Origin of the sequence: Micromonospora sp. NPDC023956, from assembly GCF_040639195.1 — a bacterium.
Taxonomy (GTDB): Bacteria; Actinomycetota; Actinomycetes; order Mycobacteriales; family Micromonosporaceae; genus Micromonospora.
Genome location: NZ_JBEZZN010000002.1, coordinates 123,579 through 139,694 on the forward strand (window position 1 = coordinate 123,579; position 16,116 = coordinate 139,694).

The following is a 16,116-nucleotide window of genomic DNA, read 5'->3' on the forward strand; positions in this document are numbered from 1 at the left end:
GCCCGCCCGCGACACCGCAGAATCGGCGAAACGGCGCGGGGTGAGGCGGGGCGGTCAGGTCCGGGGCGGGGGCGGTCAGGGGTCGGGGCGGTCCAGGAAGAGCAGCCGGGCGCGCTTGTGCGGCAGGTCGACCTGCGGACCGGGGACGAAGCCCGCCCGGACCAGCCGGGCGATGGCCCGGTCGTTGCGGGCGTCCGGCTCGGCGACGATCCGTCGGCGGGACTCGTCGGCCAGGACGAAGTCGAGGAACGCGCCGAGCACGGTGCCGGTGAAGCCCGGCTCGGTGCGGCCGTCCGGTGGGCCGACCATCAGGTGGATGCCGAAGTCGCCCGGCCGCACGTCGTAGCACTCGCCCACCGGGTCGGCCGCCGGATCGTACGTCTGGAAGAGCCCCACCGGGCGGCCGTCCCGGTGGATCAGATACGCGTGGTGGGTGGTCAGCGAGTCCAGGTAGGTGTAGATCTCCCGGACCCGCTCCCGGCTGGCGTCCCGCATGCCCCAGAAGCGGGACCTTTCCCGGGTGACCCAGTCGTGGATCAGGTCGGCGTCGGCGGCCGGCTCGACCAGCCGGATGGACACCTCTCCGAAGCCGTCGACGTGCCGCCGCCAGACCGGGTCAGTGGGCCTCGTCATCTCGCTCCTCGGTGAGCCGGTCCCAGTCGGTGACGACGGGGACGATCTCCCCGCGCAGCCAGTACGGCAACTGGTCGCGCCGGTGCGGGTCGCCGGGTACCCCGGACGCCCCGAACGGCACGACCCACCGGCTGTCGTCGCGTCGGCCCAGGTCCCAGGCGTAACGGGCAGCCGACGCCCGGAAGCAGAGGTGGGTAGCGCCGGGAACGCTGGAGGTGGCGAGCACGCAGTCGTGGTCGCCGGCCAGTCCCGGCCACTGCTCCTCCGGGTCGGGCAGGGCCGCCCAGGGAGCGAGCCGGTGCACGTCCCCCCACCGCACCGCCGGGGCCCCGGCCACCTCGTCGAGTGCGGCCCGCGCGGCGGCGACCCGGTCGGTCGCGGGGAGGAGATCCGTGGTGAGCATGGCCTCCAGCGCGAAGCCGACCTTCGGCACCAGGGCGAGCCAGGGGTGGAACAGCGCCGGGTACCGGGCCGGGTCGGCCAGCGGGGCGAGCGTCGGGTGCGCCGCGAGCCGGCGGGCCACCCCGCCCCGGACGGCGGCGAAGGCGGCGGCGTCGGTGCTGTCGGCGCGCATCTCGCGGTCCCAGCGCAGCATCCGGTCCCGCAGCGCGGCGGCGGCCGGGGCGAGCCCGTCCAGGCCGGCGAGGAGGGTCAGTAGCGGCTCGGCGGAGGCCAGCCGGGTGTCGGTGTGGACGGTCGCCTGGTCGGCGGCGGTCCAGTCCGTGCGGGCGGAGAGCAGGTCCCGGATCCGGTCCGCCCGGTGCGGTGGGGCGAACTCGACGCCCAGCGGCGTGGCGACACCCCGGTCGTTGGCCATCACGGCGAGGTCGCGCACCTCGGCGCGGGGCAGGTCGCGCCAGCCGCGCCACTCGTGACCGGGCTCCCAGGCCGGGACGACACCCAGCCCGTTGGCCCGGTCCCGGACCGGGACCGCCCCGGCGACCCGGTGCAGCAGGCCGCCCTCGGTGTCGGCGGCGAGCAGCACGTTGACCGGCTCCACCCAGTGCTCGACGGCGGCGTCCACGTCGGCCACCCGGGTGGCGGCGAGCAGGGCGGGCAGCGCGGCGAAGCCGAGGTTCCCGGAGACCCGGGGCGGGTAGCGGAGGCTGATCGCCCCGTCGTCGTCCGGACCTCCGATGATCACCGGCCCGCGGTCGGTCTCGATCACCTCGATCTCGACCGGGTCACCGCCGGCGACCTCGACCGTCTCGACCTGTCGCTCGGCGGGGTGCCAGCCGTCCGGGCCGAGCGCCTCGACCGTGTCGCCCCGGCGACGCAGCCGCTCGGCGTAGAGGTCCTGGTAGTCGGCCATCGCGTTGGTGATCGCCCAGGCCACCGACCCGGCGTGTCCGAAGTGGGCGATACCGGGAACGCCCGGCACGGCCAGCCCGACCACGTCGTACGCCGGGCAGGCCAGCCGGACCTGCTGGTAGATGCCGGGGTCCTCGATGAACCGGTGCGGGTCCCCGGCGACGATCGCCGCGCCGGCCGCGGTCCGCGCGCCGGTGAGCAGCCAGCCGTTGCTGCCGGCGGTGTCGGGGCGGTCGGTGGCGAAGAGGTGGACCGCGTCCTCGCCGAGGTGCCGGGCTACCTCGGTCCGCCAGAGCTTGGTCGGGAAGCCGGCGAAGAGCACGTGGTGGGAGAGCCAGACGGCGAGCGGCGTCCAGGGCTGCCAGCGACCGGGCACCAGCCCGGTGGCGGCGAACTCCGGTGCCCGGTGGTCTCCGGCGGCGAGGCCGGCGTTGACGCCGTCGACGTACGCCCGTACCCAGGTCGCGGTGGCCGGGTCGAGGTTGTCGTAGCAGCGGCGGGCCGTGTCGGCGAGCCGGGCCTGCCGGGCGAACCGGTCCCAGTCGAGGGCCTCGGGGCCGAGGAAGGACGCGCTGGTCCCCTGTGACCGGTGCCGTTCCACCTCGATCTGCCAGGCGCGGTCGATCGCCGCGGTGCGCCCCTGCGCGAAGACGAGCGCGTGCGGATCGTCGGCCCGCAGGTGCGGAATTCCCCACGGATCCCGGAAGACCTGATGTTCCACCCGACCCCTTCCATCGATAAGGTTTGCCTAACCTACGTAACCGGAGGGCTCACACACAATCCCGTTCGGTGACGGTACGCGATTCGATCACAACTCCTTGACAAGAAGTTAGGTTAGGGTAACCTAACCACGGCTCGCGCCGGTCTGTCCGTTTCCGGCCGCTGGCCCACCCTGACCGTCTCCACGCGACCGTTGAGGAAAACGCCATGAACCTCCAGGGGCACGAGCCCGCGCCGAACCCGGCGCGCCGCCGGCCGACGGCCGCCCGCGCGTACCTGCTCAACCAGGGCACGGTCGACGACTACCGGCGGACCGTGAGCGCCGGGATCGACCGGGTGGCGGGGCGGGTCGCCGGAGCCGACCGCCCGTTCTCCGGGATCACACCGGACCGGCTCGCCCCCGAGATCGACCGGATCGACCTGGACCGGCCGCTGCACGACCCGGCCGCCGCCCTCGACGAGCTGGACGCGGTCTACCTCCGCGACGCCGTCTGGTTCCACCACCCCCGCTACCTCGCCCACCTGAACTGCCCGGTGGTGATCCCGGCGCTGCTCGGTGAGGCGGTGCTCAGCGCGGTCAACTCCTCCCTGGACACCTGGGACCAGAGCGCCGGTGGAACGCTGATCGAGCGCCGCCTGATCGACTGGACGACCGACCGGATCGGCCTCGGCCCGACCGCCGACGGGGTCTTCACCAGCGGTGGCACCCAGTCCAACCTCCAGGCCCTGCTGATGGCCCGGGAGGAGTCCTGCGCCTCCCAGCCGCTGCCCCGGGCCGAGCTGCTGCCCAAGCTGCGCGTGCTCACCTCCGCGGCCGGGCACTTCAGCGTGCAGAAGTCGGCCAAGCTGCTCGGCCTGGCCCGCGACGCGGTGGTCACCGTCGAAACCGGACCGGACCGCCGGATGCTTCCCGAGGCACTCGCCCGCGAAATCGACCGCTGCCACCGCGCCGGGCTGGTCGTGATGGCCGTGGTCGCCACCGCCGGCACCACCGACTTCGGCACCATCGACCCGCTGCCGGCCATCGCCGAGCAGTGCCGGGCCGCCGGGGTGTGGCTGCACGTGGACGCCGCGTACGGCTGCGGGCTGCTGACCTCGACCACCCGGCGGCACCTGCTCGACGGCATCGAACACGCCGACTCGGTCACCGTCGACTACCACAAGTCCTTCTTCCAGCCGGTCAGCTCCAGCGCGGTGCTGGTGCGGGACCGCCGGGTGCTGCGGCACGCCACCTACCACGCCGACTACCTGAACCCGGCCCGGATGGTCGAGCAGCGCATCCCCAACCAGGTGGACAAGAGCCTCCAGACCACCCGCCGCTTCGACGCGCTCAAGCTCTGGCTGACCCTGCGCATCATGGGCGCGGACGCCCTCGGCGCGCTCTTCGACGAGGTGGTGGACCGGGCCGCGGACACCTACACGCTGCTCAGCACCGACCCGAGGTTCGAGGTGGTCACCCGGTCGCAGCTCAGCACGGTGGTGTTCCGGTACCTGCCGGCGGAGCGTCACCTCGCCGACGACGCGAACCTGCACGCCCGGGAGGCGCTGGCCGCCTCCGGTGCCGCCGTCGTCGCCGGGACCAAGGTGGACGGTCGGCACTTCCTGAAGTTCACCCTGCTCAACCCGGAGACCACGATCGACGACATCGCGCACGTCCTCGACCTGGTCGCCGCGCACGCGAGCCGGTACGTCCGGGCGCGAACAGCCACCGGGGTGCCGATGCCGGCCCCCGCGGAGGTGCCGTCCGTCGACGTCGCCGAACCCTGCCACGTCGGCTGACCGCCCTCGCCCCTCGTTCCCTGGAGAGCCATGTCGACCCACGACTTCATCGCGATCGGGCTGGGCCCGTACAACCTGGGCCTGGCCTGCCTGACCGAACCGATCGCCGACCTGGACGGCGTCTTCCTGGAGGCCCGTCCGGACTTCGACTGGCACCCCGGAATGCTGCTGGAGTCCACCCGGCTCCAGACGCCGTTCATCGCCGACCTGGTCACCCTGGCCGACCCGACCTCCCCGTACTCCTTCCTCAACTACCTGAAGGAGTCGGGCCGGCTCTACCCGTTCTACATCCGGGAGAGCTTCTTCCCGCTCCGCCGGGAGTACAACGACTACTGCCGCTGGGCGGCCGGCAAGCTGAGCTCGCTCCGGTTCGGCCAGCAGGTCACCTCGGTCGAGTACGCCGACGGCGGCTACACCGTCCACGTCACGGTCGCCGCGACCGGCGAGACGGTGACCTACCGGGGCCGGCACCTGGTGCTGGGCACCGGCACCCCGCCGTACCTGCCGCCGGCCTGCGCGGAACTCGGCGGGGACATGATCCACAACGCGCACTACCTGGAGTACCGGGACGCCCTGCGGGCCAAGCGCAGCATCACCGTGGTCGGCAGCGGGCAGAGCGCGGCGGAGATCTACCACGACCTCCTCGGCGACCTCGACCGCCACGACTACCAGCTCAACTGGGTGACCCGCTCGCCGCGCTTCTTCCCGCTGGAGTACACCAAGCTGACCCTGGAGATGACCTCCCCGGACTACGTGGACTACTTCCACGCGTTGCCCGAGCCGACCCGCTACCGGCTGGAGTCCGACCAGAAGAACCTGTTCAAGGGGATCAACTCCGACCTGATCAACGACATCTTCGACCTGCTCTACGCCCGCAGCCTCGACGGTCCGGTCCGCACCCGGCTGCTGACCAACACCGAGCTGACCGGTGCCGCGTACGACGAGGCGACCGGCAGCTACCGGCTCGGGCTGCGCCACGTCGAGCAGGAGCGGGACCTCACCCTGGACACCGAGGGGCTGGTGCTGGCCACCGGCTACCACTACCGGGTGCCGGACTTCCTGGAGCCGGTGCGGGACCGGATCCGCTGGGACTCCCACGGCCGCTTCGACGTGGCCCGCAACTACGCCGTCGACCTCGCCGGACGCGAGATCTTCCTGCAGAACGCGGGCACCCACACGCACAGCATCACCTCGCCCGACCTGGGCATGGGGCCGTACCGCAACTCGTGGATCATCCGGGAGCTGACCGGGCGGGAGCACTACCCGATCGAGAAGCGGATCGCGTTCCAGGAGTTCGGCGTACCGGCGGGTGCCGGATCGTGACCGCCGTCGTGTACCGCCGGGTCGACCACCGGCTCGGCGCGTTCGCCCTGCGTACCCTCGACCCGGACGCGGACGCCGCGCTGCTGCACGGCTGGGTGACCCACCCCAAGGCCGCGTACTGGCTGATGCTCGACGCGGACGTGGCCCGGGTCGCCGCCGAGTACCGCCGTATCCACGAGCACCCGCACCACGACGCCTTCGTCGGGCTGTGGCAGGACCGGCCGGCGTTCCTCGCCGAACGGTACGACCCGGCACGGGTCGAACTCGTCGGCCTGTACGACGCGGCCGAGGGCGACGTCGGCATGCACTTCCTCTGCGCCCCCGCCGGGACGCCCGTGCACGGCTTCACCCTCGCCGTGATCACCACCGTGATGGCCTGGCTCTTCGCCGACCCGGCGACGTACCGCGTGGTGGTCGAGCCGGACGTGCGCAACACGGCGGTGCACGCCCTCAACGCGGCGGTCGGCTTCGAGGTGGTCGGTCCCGTCGCCAAGCCCGAGAAGGAGGCGCTGCTCAGCGTCTGCACCCGGGCCATGTTCGAGAAAGCCACCGGCCTGGACACCACGGTCCGGCCGTCCCCGGAGGAGTCCCGCGCGTGAACCCCGTCGAGTCCGTCGCCGCCCCGACCCCGGAACGGTCCGGCGCAGCCCCGAGCCCGGAACGGTCCGTCGCCGCACCGGAAGCGTCTGCCGGGCCGAGCCCGGAACGGGCCGTCGCCCACCTGACCCCGGAGCACTGGGCGCGGGCGAACCGGCTGCTGGTGCGCAAGGCGCTCGCCGAGTTCGCCCACGAACGTCTGCTCACCCCCGAGCCGGTCGGCGACGACCCCGCCGGTCCGGCCGCGCGGGCGTACCTGGTCCGCAGCGACGACGGCGGCGTCGAGTACCGGTTCACCGCGCGGCTGCTCTCCCTGGAGCACTGGCACATCGACCCGGAGAGCATCACCCGCCACCGCGACGGCCAGGAACTGCCGCTCGACGCCCTGGACCTCTGCACCGAGCTGCGCGGCACGCTCGGCCTCTCCGACCGGGTGCTGCCGGTCTACCTGGAGGAGATCACCTCCACCCTGGCCGGCACCGCGTACAAGCTGAGCCGGCCGACGGTGCGCGCGGCCGAGCTGGCCCGCGCCGACTTCCAGGCCATCGAGACCGGCATGACCGAGGGCCACCCCTGCTTCGTCGCGAACAACGGACGGCTCGGCTTCGGCATCCACGAATACCACCGGTACGCCCCGGAGGCGGCGCACCCGGTCCGCCTGCTCTGGCTCGCCGCGCACCGCGACCACGCCACCTTCACCTGCGCCGCCGACCTCGACTACGACAAGCTGGTCGCGGACGAGCTGGGTGGGGAAACCCTCGGCCGGTTCGCCGCCACGCTCACCGGCCTCGGCCTCGACCCGGCGGACTACCTGCTCATCCCGGTGCACCCCTGGCAGTGGTGGAACCGGCTCTCGGTCACCTTCGCCGGTGAGGTGGCCCGGCGGCGACTGGTCTGCCTCGGCGAGGGACCGGACGAGTACCTGGCCCAGCAGTCGATCCGCACCTTCTTCAACGTCAGCGCCCCGGAGCGGCACTACGTCAAGACCGCGCTGTCGGTGCTGAACATGGGCTTCCTGCGCGGGCTCTCCGCCGCGTACATGGAGGCCACGCCGGCGATCAACGACTGGCTCGCCGAGCTGTTCGACGCCGACGAGGTGATCACGGGAACCGGCCTGACCCTCCTGCGCGAGCGGGCCGCCGTCGGCTACCGGCACCGGCAGTTCGAGGCGGCCACCGACCGGTACTCCCCGTACCGGAAGATGCTGGCCGCGCTGTGGCGGGAGAGCCCGGTGCCGGGCCTGGCGACGGGCCGCCGGCTGGCCACCATGGCGTCGCTGGTGCACGTCGACGCCGACGGACGCTCGCTGGCCGCCGCGCTCGTCGAGGAGTCCGGACTGGCCGCCGAGGTGTGGCTGCGCCGCTACCTCGACGCCTACCTGGTGCCGCTGCTGCACGCCTTCTACGCCTACGACCTGGCGTTCATGCCGCACGGCGAGAACGTCATCCTGGTGCTCGACGGCGGAACGGTCGAACGCGCGATCTTCAAGGACATCGCCGAGGAGATCTGCGTGATGGACCCGGCGGTGGAGCTGCCCGAGCAGGTCCGCCGGGTGCAGGCGGACGTCCCGGAGGACATGCGACTGCTGTCGATCTTCACCGACGTCTTCGACTGCTTCTTCCGGCACCTCAACGCGGTACTGGCCACCGAGGGCGTGCTCGACGAGGAGAGCTTCTGGCGGACGGTGGCGGCGTGCGCCGCCGACTACCGGGACCGGGTGCCGCACCTGGCCGAGCGGTTCGCCCGGTACGACCTCTTCGCCGACGAGTTCGCCCTCTCCTGCCTCAACCGGCTCCAGTTGCGCAACAACGAGCAGATGGTCGACCTGGCCGACCCGTCCGCCGCCCTGCAACTGGTCGGCACCCTCGCCAACCCGCTCGCCCGGTACGCCCCGCGCGGCTGAGGTAGGTCGGGGCAGCGGTACCCGGCCCGGCGCAGGACTAGCGCCGGGCCCGGCCGCCCCGGGTGAGCAGCACGCCGAGAGCGATCATGCCGACGCCGAGGAACAGGTGGAGCCAGTTGTCGGCCGTGTTCAGCGGTACGAAGTTCGCGCCGCTGTCGTGGTCGATCACCAGGCCGTAGAGCCAGAGCACCAGGTAGAGCGCGCCACCGCCGACCAGGTACGTCCGGGCGCCCGAGACGGTACGCGCCAGGGCGAGCCCGGCGACGCCGAACGCGAGGTGCACCAGGTTGTGCAGGATCGACACCTGGAACAGGCCGAGCAGTTTCGCCTCGGACTCGTGTCCGGCGAACGTCATCGAGTCGTACCCGGTGGTGATGCCGGGCACGAAGCCGAGCACCCCGACCAGCAGGAAGACCGCCCCGACCAACTGGGCGGCCCTGCGCACCGGGTGACTGGTCCGGGCGCGAGCACCGGTTCTGGTGGCCATGTCGCTACCTCCACTGAAGGGAAGATCCGACCGCATCTCCCCCTTTGGAGCTGTCTGAAACCTGACAGCGGCGACCACCGCGATCGACCGCCGTCCGGCACGCTCCCCCTGATCAGGCAACCCCGGGAAAAACGACCCGTTCGGCACTTCCATTTCCGCACGGCGACATCATGGGCCATCAACACATTGACGCTCACCGAACTGTCTCCTATGGTCGCTCGGCGTTGGCAAAGCGATGGAGCTTGCCCCGACCCCTGCGAGGTACCGTTGCGACGATCGATGGCTGTCATCCTGCCGCTGGCACTGCTCGGCTCGGGCCTGACCGCCGCGCCCGCCCGGGCCGCGACAACCCTGCCGGTCTCCTCCGTGACCGCCAGTTCGCACGACGGCAACGTCCCGGCCAATGCCGTCGACGGCGACCTGAACACCCGCTGGTCGGCCGAGGGCGACGGCTCCTGGATCCGCTTCGACCTCGGGGCGAGCACCACGATCGGCTCGATCGCCGTCGCCTGGCACCAGGGCGACACGCGGGTGCAGACGTTCGCCGTGCAGGTCTCCGCCGACGCCTCCACCTGGAACACGGTCGTGAGCCAGCGGACGAGCAGCGGCGGCACCACGCAACTGGAGACGTACGGTTTCACCGACCGCACCGCCCGCTACGTCCGGGTGGTCGGCTACGGCAACACGTACAACGACTGGAACAGCATCACCGAGGCCCGGGTGTACGGGGCGGACGGCGGCGGAGGCGGCACCTGCTCCGTCCCCGCCGACGTGCTCGACCTGACCAACTGGAAGATCACCCTGCCGACCGGTCCGGCGGAGAGCCCCACGGAGATCAAGCAGCCCACGCTGGACAACTACCAGATCTCCCCGTGGTTCGTCACCGCCGACTCGTGCCGGGCGGTGCAGTTCCGCGCCCCGGTCAACGGGGTGACCACCAGCGGCTCGAGCTACCCCCGCTCGGAGCTGCGCGAGATGACGAACAACGGCACGTCCAACGCGGCCTGGTCCTCCAACTCTGGTACGCACACCCTGACCGTGGACCTCGCCTTCACCCGCCTGCCGTCCACCAAGCCGCACGTCGTCGGCGCGCAGATCCACGACGGCAGCGACGACGTGACCGTGTTCCGGCTGGAGGGGACGAACCTGTACGTCACCAACGGCGACACCGCCCACCACAAGCTGGTCACCAGCAGCTACCAGCTCGGCACCCGCATCCAGGTGAAGTTCGTGGTCAGCGGCGGGCAGGTCAAGGCGTACTACAACGGCACCCTCCAGACCACGCTCAGCAAGAGCTTCTCCGGCGCGTACTTCAAGGCCGGCGCGTACACCCAGGCCAACTGCAGCAACTCGTCGCCGTGCAGCAGTGACAACTACGGCCAGACGCTGATCTACGGCCTGAGCGTGTCGCACTCCTGACCGCCTGGCGTGACCCGGACTTCCGCCGGCTCTGGGCCGGGCAGGGGGTGTCGTACCTCGGCTCCCAGGTGAGCGTGGTGGCGCTGCCGCTGACCGCAGCGGTGGTGCTCGACGCCGGCCCGCTGCACATGGGCGTGCTGGCCGCGCTGAGCCGGGCACCGTACCTCCTGCTCGGCCTGGTCGTGGGGGTCTGGGTCGACCGGCTGCCGCGCCGCCGCGCGCTGGTCGCGGTCAATCTGGCCCTGGCCGTGGTGCTCGCGGTGGTCCCGGTCGGCGCGCTCCTCGGTTGGCTGGGCCTCCCGCAGTTGTACGCGGTGACCGTCGTCGCCGGGTCGCTCGCCGTCTTCCTCGACGTCGCCCACCTGGCGTACGTGCCGACGCTGGTGCCCGCGCCCCTGCGCACCGGCGCGCAGAGTCTGATCGAGGTGACCCAGTCGACCGGGCAGCTCGGCGGGCCGGCCCTGGCCGGCTGGCTCGTGCAGGTGCTCACCGCGCCGGTCGCCGTCGTGGTCGACGTCCTCTCCCACCTGGTCGCCGCCGGGTCGGTGCTGGCCATCCGGCACCGCGCACCCCGCCCCGCCGGACCGGCCACCGGCCTGCTGACCGCCATCCGGGCGGGGCTGCGGGTGGTCTCCGGCGAGCCGGTGCTGCGCGCCGTCACCCTGGCGACTGCCACCCTCGTCTTCTGGACCAGTGGCTCGTCCGCCCTGCTCGTGCTCCACCTGCTGCGGGAACGGGGGCTCGCCCCGTGGCTGCTCGGAGTGACCCTCGGTGCCGCGGCGGTCGGCGGCCTGCTCGGCGCGGTGGTCGCCGCACCGCTCGGCCGCCGCCTGGGCAGTGGCCCGACCATGGCGTGCGCCCTGCTGGTCGGCGGGCTCGGCGCGGCCCTGACCCCGCTGGCCGAGTTGACGCCCGGGTGGACGGCGTTCACCCTGGTGCTGGCCTCTCAGGTGGTCGCCGGGTTCGGGCAGCAGGTCCACCATGTGCACCAGGTACCGATCCGGTACGCGCTCACCCCGGACCACCTGCACGGCCGGGTCAACGCCACGATCCGTACCGTCGTCTGGGGCTCGGCACCGGTCGGCGCGCTGCTCGCCGGCTGGCTCGCCCAACAGTGGGGCACCACCCCCGTCCTGGCGCTCGGCGCGGCCGGGGCCGCGACCTCGGCGGCCTGGATCGTCGGCTCGCCCGCCGGGCGGGTCCGCCACAGCGCCGACCTGCGCCGCACCGACAGGTGAACAGCACGAGGGCCCCTTCCCGACCGAACGGGAAGGGGCCCTCGTGGGGTGTCACTTGTTCCAGTGTTCGGCAACCAGGTCGGCGGCCTGCTTCTCCCACTGGGCGTAGTGGTCCGGGTAGGCCGACACCTGCACCGTCTGCGCGGCCTCGGTCAGCGGTATGTCCTGCCACCCGTCGACCTGCTTCAGGCCCTTCAGGAACGCCGTCGTGGAGTACTGCGGGTCGGTGATCTGCTCGACCGTGCCCCACCCGGACGACGGGCGCTGCTGGAACAGGCCCTGCGAGTCGTGGTCGTTGCGGTCACCCAGGTGACCCAGGTTCTCCAACTTCGACTCCTGGAGGCTGGTCGCGATCGCGACCACGGCGGCCCGCTCGTCCATGCCGGCCTTCTTCGTCGCCTCGACGATCGCCTTGGCGTTGGCCTTCTGCTCACCCGACAGGGGGATCGTCGACTGCGCGGCGGGCACCCCGTCGGGCAGCAGCTTGTCGGTCGACACCTGCTGGGTCGCCGCCACCGGCGCGGTGGTCACCGCCGGGGTCGCGTCCTGGCCCAGGCCCAGTCCGGGCCCGGCGGCGATGCCCGCCGCAGCGGTCAGACCGGCGATGGACAGCACACCACGCTGAATAAGCTTGTTCATGGTCAAAGCTCCGTTCGGGGGTCGACGCACAACCCGACAGACCGCCCAGCTGGGCAGCGACGGGACAGTGCGTAAGCACCACGCGTAAGGGCGCTCTGAGGAACTTCCGGGGGAGTTCGTCGCGCCGGACGGCGGGGATCGGGGGATCCGCCAGGCGGCCCACGTGCGGGCTGCTCCATCGGCGTCGACATGGTGTAACGACCAGCCGGCCGGCCCCATTCCCGGGGCCACCCGAACCCGGGCGCTCACCAGCGCCGGGCTACGGCCGCACGGTGGATACAACCGACCGGCCCCCACGGCCATTCCCGGCCCGGTGGGGGCGAGCGGGCCTTATTCGGTCGACGGGCGGGGCGATACGGTGACATGGTGCCCCGATGCCGGCATCTCTCCACACGCTCACCCGGTGGCAGTTCGACCTGACCTGGTCGCTGTTCGACTACCACCTCGACCGGATCGAGCCGGAGGACTTCCGCTGGGAGCCGGCCGCGCTCTGCTGGACGATGCGGACAGGCCCCGACGGCGGGTGGATACCGGACTGGGCCGACACCGAGCCCGATCCGGTGCCGGTGCCCACCATCGGGTGGCTCACCTGGCACCTCGGCTGGTGGTGGAGCGTCACCCTGGACCATCTGGAGGGACGGCCCCCGCGCGGACGCGCCGACGTCCACTGGCCCGGCCCCGGGGAGCCGACCGTGGCCTGGCTGCGCGACCTGCGGACGCGTTGGCTGGCCGTGCTGGACCGGCTCACCGACGCCGACCTCGACCGTCCCGCGACCTTCCCGTGGCAGGACGACCCGGCACACACCGTCGCGCACACCCTGAGCTGGGTGAACGCCGAACTGATGAAGAACGTCGCCGAGATCGGTCAGCTCCGGCTGCTGCGCGCGGCGCGCTCGGCCGGCTGACGCGGCGGTAGCCGGTCGGACCGGCCAGGCCGGCGACCGGTGCCCGAACCACTCAGACGGGCGGGCGGCAGACGGTCGGACCGCCGAGCGTGACCATGCCCGAAGCGCTCAGACGGGCGGCAGGTGGTCGCGGAGGGCGGCGAACTGGGCCACCGTCAGGTAGGACGGGTTGGCCCCCTGCGGCTGGCGGAGCACCTCGGCCGCCGCCAGGCGGGTGTCGGCGCGCAGGATCTCGCGGCGCACCCGGTCGTCGGGGGCGAGCACGGTCAGGTCGAGCGGCACCGTCCACCCGTCGCCGTCCGACACCGCCGGGCCGGTGAGCCGACCGACGCCCCAGACGCCGTACGGCAGCCGCCCCCGGCTCCCGCTGGCCCAGAGGACGACCGGCTGCCCGGCCGCCATCAGCCGGGCCCGGTAGCCGGGACGGACGCACCAGCCCCGCACCCGGGGCTCGTGGGCGAACCGGCCGCTCAGGTCGGTGCTGTCCGCGTTGCCCTTGAGCAGCCACGCACCGAGGTCGTCGAGGGTGACCGGCATGCTTCCTCCGTACGCGCGCGTCGGGCCGACCGAAGGGCCGACCCGACGCGGAAGGTGGAACGTGGAACTCAGCTGCGGAAGACGTCCTTGATCTTCTCGCCCGCCTGCTTGAGGTTGGCGCTGGCCTGGTCCTTACGACCCTCGGCCTCCAGCTGCTCGTCGTCGGTGGCCCGGCCGACGCCTTCCTTGACCTTGCCGGCCGCCTGCTCGGACGTGTTATTGATCTTGTCATCGATACCCATGCGGCACCTCCAGGTCGTGGGGGTGGAACCTCTGTTTCGTCCTACCCCGCTCCTCCTACCCCGATCCCCACGGTCCGACACCTGACCCGGTGCCCGGACCGGCCGCAGTGGGCCGGGTCACGCCACCGGGCGGAAGCCCCGCAGACGCAGGCTGTTGGCGACCACGAAGACCGAGGAGAAGGCCATCGCCGCTCCGGCGATCATCGGGTTGAGCATGCCGGCGGCGGCCAGCGGCAACGCCGCCACGTTGTAGGCGAAGGCCCAGAAGAGGTTGCTCTTGATGATCCGCAGGGTCCGGCGGGAGAGGCGGATCGCGTCCACCGCCGCCATGAGATCGCCCCCGACCAGGGTCAGGTCGGACGCCTCGATCGCGGCGTCCGTACCGGTGCCCATGGCCAGTCCCAGGTCGGCCTGGGCCAGCGCGGCGGCGTCGTTGACACCGTCGCCGACCATCGCCACCACCTTCCCCTCGGCCTGGAGCCGCCTGACCACGTCGACCTTCTCCACCGGCAGCACCTCGGCGATCACCTCGTCCACCCCCACCTCGGCGGCGACCGCACGGGCGGCGGCGGCGTTGTCCCCGGTCAGCAGCACCGGGGTCAGGCCGATCGCCCGGAGCCGGCCGATCGCGGCCCGGCTGGTCGGCTTGACCACGTCGGCGACGACCAGGACGCCGCGCGCCCGGCCGTCCCACCCGGCCAGCACCGCCGTCCGCCCTCCGGCCTCCGCGTCGGCCACGGCCCGCTCGACCTCCCCGGGTACGTCGACACCGCGCTCGCGGAGCAGCCGTACCCGGCCGACGACCAGTTCCCGGCCTTCCACCGTGCCGACGACGCCGAGTCCCTCGGCGTTGACGAACCCGGTCACCGGGGGCAGGGTGCCGGCGCGGGCCGCCCCGGCGGCCACCGCCCGGCCGATCGGGTGCTCGCTGGCCGCCTCCAGCGCGCCGGCCAGGCGCAGCAGCTCGTCGGCGTCCTCACCGTCCGCCGCGAACACGTCGACCAGGGTCATCCTCCCGGTGGTGACGGTGCCGGTCTTGTCCAGCACGACGGTGTCCACCCGCCGGGTCGACTCCAGCACCTCCGGTCCCTTGATCAGGATGCCGAGCTGCGCGCCCCGGCCGGTGCCGACCAACAGGGCGGTCGGCGTGGCCAGGCCGAGCGCACACGGGCAGGCGATGATCAGCACCGCCACGGCGGCGGTGAAGGCGGCGGTCAGGCCGGCGTCGCGGCCGAGCCAGTAACCGAGGGTGCCGACCGCGAGCGCGATCACGACCGGGACGAACACCCCGGAGATCCGGTCGGCCAGCCGCTGTACGGCGGCCTTTCCGGTCTGCGCCTGCTCCACCAGCTTCGCCATCTGGGCGAGTTGGGTGTCCCCGCCGACCCGGGTGGCGGTGACCACCAGCCGGCCGCCCGCGTTGACGGTCGCGCCGACCACGGCGTCGCCCGGTCCCACCTCGACCGGCACCGACTCGCCGGTGAGCATGCTGGCGTCGACCGCCGAGGTGCCCTCGGCCACCACGCCGTCGGTGGCGACCTTCTCGCCGGGCCGGACCACGAACCGGTCCCCCACCGCGAGCTGGTCGACCGGGATCCGGACCTCCGTGCCGTCCCGCAGCACGGCGACGTCCTTCGCGCCCATCTCGAGCAGGGCACGCAGGGCCGCACCGGCGGTGCGCTTCGCGCGCGCCTCGAAGTAGCGCCCGGCGAGGATGAACGTGGTCACCCCGGCCGCCGCCTCCAGGTAGATGTTGCCGGCCCCGTCACTGCGGGCGATGTCGAAGGTGAACGGGTGGGTCATCCCCGGCGTCCCGGCGGCGCCGAGGAAGAGCGCCCAGAGCGACCAGCCGAACGCGGCGAGGGTGCCGAGTGAGATCAGGGTGTCCATGGTCGCCGCGCCGTGGCGCAGGTTGACCAGGGCGGCGCGGTGGAAGGGCAGCCCGCCGTAGACCACCACCGGAGCGGTGAGGGTCAGCGAGAGCCACTGCCAGTAGGTGAACTGCCAGGCCGGCACCATCGCCAGCAGCACCACCGGCACCGCCAGCACGGCCGACACCCAGAGCCGGGTACGCAGCCCGCGCAGCCCGTCCACCGGTTCGCCGGTCCCCTCCGGGCCGGCGGTCGGCGTGGGCGGGGCGGGCAGCGCGGCGGTGTAGCCGGTCTTCTCGACCGTGGCGATCAGATCCTGCGGCGTGACGGTGTCGGCGTACCGCACGCTCGCCTTCTCGGTGGCGTAGTTGACCGTGGCGGTGACGCCGTCCAGGCGGTTGAGCTTCTTCTCGATCCGGGAGGCGCAGGAGGCGCAGGTCATCCCGCCGATCGCCAGTTCGATCCGGTGGGGTGCCACCTGCAGTGGCCCAGCGGTGGACATGGGGTCCCTC

The 16,116-nt window shown here is 72.6% G+C and carries 14 protein-coding genes; 7 read left to right on the forward strand and 7 right to left on the reverse strand.

Annotated features, from left to right (window positions below; translation table 11 throughout):
* Window positions 1-75 precede the first annotated feature (75 nt).
* Both AB0F58_RS02985 and AB0F58_RS02990 read right to left on the reverse strand, forming a co-directional pair.
* Entirely contained in the window at window positions 76-633 is a 558-nt protein-coding gene (locus AB0F58_RS02985; RefSeq protein ID WP_357137071.1) for a GNAT family N-acetyltransferase, read from the reverse strand.
* Window positions 617-2,665 (reverse strand): penicillin acylase family protein, encoded by a 2,049-nt coding sequence (locus tag AB0F58_RS02990; protein ID WP_357137074.1) that lies wholly within the window; start codon window positions 2,663-2,665, stop codon window positions 617-619. Before AB0F58_RS02990 ends, AB0F58_RS02985 begins: the two co-directional genes overlap by 17 nt.
* A 206-nt stretch (window positions 2,666-2,871) precedes the next feature.
* On the opposite strand from AB0F58_RS02990, the gene AB0F58_RS02995 reads away from it, so the two are divergent.
* From AB0F58_RS02995 to AB0F58_RS03010, 4 genes are all read left to right on the forward strand, one after another.
* Window positions 2,872-4,443, forward strand: coding sequence for an aspartate aminotransferase family protein (locus AB0F58_RS02995; protein ID WP_357137076.1), 1,572 nt, complete (start codon window positions 2,872-2,874; stop codon window positions 4,441-4,443).
* Between the two features lie 30 nt (window positions 4,444-4,473).
* Entirely contained in the window at window positions 4,474-5,766 is a 1,293-nt protein-coding gene (locus AB0F58_RS03000) for a lysine N(6)-hydroxylase/L-ornithine N(5)-oxygenase family protein (protein WP_357137078.1), read from the forward strand.
* A complete protein-coding gene (locus tag AB0F58_RS03005; RefSeq protein ID WP_357137080.1) occupies window positions 5,763-6,365 on the forward strand; it encodes a GNAT family N-acetyltransferase in 603 nt (200 codons plus the stop codon). Before AB0F58_RS03000 ends, AB0F58_RS03005 begins: the two co-directional genes overlap by 4 nt.
* A 122-nt stretch (window positions 6,366-6,487) precedes the next feature.
* A complete protein-coding gene (locus AB0F58_RS03010) occupies window positions 6,488-8,266 on the forward strand; it encodes an IucA/IucC family siderophore biosynthesis protein (RefSeq protein ID WP_357138637.1) in 1,779 nt (592 codons plus the stop codon).
* A gap of 37 nt (window positions 8,267-8,303) precedes the next feature.
* On the opposite strand, the gene AB0F58_RS03015 is transcribed toward AB0F58_RS03010, so the two are convergent.
* Window positions 8,304-8,753, reverse strand: a complete 450-nt coding sequence (locus AB0F58_RS03015) for a DUF4383 domain-containing protein (RefSeq protein ID WP_357137083.1) — start codon at window positions 8,751-8,753, stop codon at window positions 8,304-8,306.
* Between the two features lie 279 nt (window positions 8,754-9,032).
* Here AB0F58_RS03015 and AB0F58_RS03020 point away from each other — a divergent pair, with 279 nt between their 5' ends.
* The gene (locus AB0F58_RS03020) at window positions 9,033-10,172 is read left to right on the forward strand and encodes a polysaccharide lyase family 7 protein (protein ID WP_357137086.1); all 1,140 of its coding nucleotides are present in this window, start codon (window positions 9,033-9,035) and stop codon (window positions 10,170-10,172) included.
* Window positions 10,169-11,410 (forward strand): MFS transporter, encoded by a 1,242-nt coding sequence (locus AB0F58_RS03025; RefSeq protein ID WP_357138640.1) that lies wholly within the window; start codon window positions 10,169-10,171, stop codon window positions 11,408-11,410. The genes AB0F58_RS03020 and AB0F58_RS03025 overlap by 4 nt, the downstream gene beginning before the upstream one ends.
* A gap of 51 nt (window positions 11,411-11,461) precedes the next feature.
* Here the strand turns inward: AB0F58_RS03025 and AB0F58_RS03030 are convergent, their stop codons facing one another.
* On the reverse strand, window positions 11,462-12,049 hold the full coding sequence (locus AB0F58_RS03030; RefSeq protein ID WP_357137088.1) for a hypothetical protein: 588 nt from the start codon (window positions 12,047-12,049) through the stop codon (window positions 11,462-11,464).
* A gap of 374 nt (window positions 12,050-12,423) precedes the next feature.
* Between AB0F58_RS03030 and AB0F58_RS03035 the strand changes: the two genes are divergently transcribed.
* A complete protein-coding gene (locus AB0F58_RS03035) occupies window positions 12,424-12,954 on the forward strand; it encodes a DinB family protein (protein WP_357137091.1) in 531 nt (176 codons plus the stop codon).
* 108 nt (window positions 12,955-13,062) lie between these two features.
* On the opposite strand, the gene AB0F58_RS03040 is transcribed toward AB0F58_RS03035, so the two are convergent.
* The 3 genes from AB0F58_RS03040 to AB0F58_RS03050 form a co-directional block, all read right to left on the reverse strand.
* Window positions 13,063-13,491 (reverse strand): hypothetical protein, encoded by a 429-nt coding sequence (locus AB0F58_RS03040; RefSeq protein WP_357137094.1) that lies wholly within the window; start codon window positions 13,489-13,491, stop codon window positions 13,063-13,065.
* Between the two features lie 68 nt (window positions 13,492-13,559).
* On the reverse strand, window positions 13,560-13,733 hold the full coding sequence (locus AB0F58_RS03045) for a CsbD family protein (protein ID WP_357137096.1): 174 nt from the start codon (window positions 13,731-13,733) through the stop codon (window positions 13,560-13,562).
* A gap of 117 nt (window positions 13,734-13,850) precedes the next feature.
* The gene (locus AB0F58_RS03050; RefSeq protein ID WP_357137098.1) at window positions 13,851-16,106 is read right to left on the reverse strand and encodes a heavy metal translocating P-type ATPase; all 2,256 of its coding nucleotides are present in this window, start codon (window positions 16,104-16,106) and stop codon (window positions 13,851-13,853) included.
* Window positions 16,107-16,116: the final 10 nt, after the last annotated feature.

Bases quoted from the DNA above. Each gene is read 5' to 3' on its own strand.
- AB0F58_RS02985 (WP_357137071.1), bottom strand. From the start codon at position 633: ATGACGAGGCCCACTGACCCGGTCTGGCGGCGGCACGTCGACGGCTTC.
- AB0F58_RS02995 (WP_357137076.1), top strand. From the start codon at position 2,872: ATGAACCTCCAGGGGCACGAGCCCGCGCCGAACCCGGCGCGCCGCCGG.
- AB0F58_RS03000 (WP_357137078.1), top strand. From the start codon at position 4,474: ATGTCGACCCACGACTTCATCGCGATCGGGCTGGGCCCGTACAACCTG.
- AB0F58_RS03015 (WP_357137083.1), bottom strand. From the start codon at position 8,753: ATGGCCACCAGAACCGGTGCTCGCGCCCGGACCAGTCACCCGGTGCGC.
- AB0F58_RS03020 (WP_357137086.1), top strand. From the start codon at position 9,033: ATGGCTGTCATCCTGCCGCTGGCACTGCTCGGCTCGGGCCTGACCGCC.
- AB0F58_RS03030 (WP_357137088.1), bottom strand. From the start codon at position 12,049: ATGAACAAGCTTATTCAGCGTGGTGTGCTGTCCATCGCCGGTCTGACC.
- AB0F58_RS03035 (WP_357137091.1), top strand. From the start codon at position 12,424: ATGCCGGCATCTCTCCACACGCTCACCCGGTGGCAGTTCGACCTGACC.
- AB0F58_RS03040 (WP_357137094.1), bottom strand. From the start codon at position 13,491: ATGCCGGTCACCCTCGACGACCTCGGTGCGTGGCTGCTCAAGGGCAAC.
- AB0F58_RS03045 (WP_357137096.1), bottom strand. From the start codon at position 13,733: ATGGGTATCGATGACAAGATCAATAACACGTCCGAGCAGGCGGCCGGC.
- AB0F58_RS03050 (WP_357137098.1), bottom strand. From the start codon at position 16,106: ATGTCCACCGCTGGGCCACTGCAGGTGGCACCCCACCGGATCGAACTG.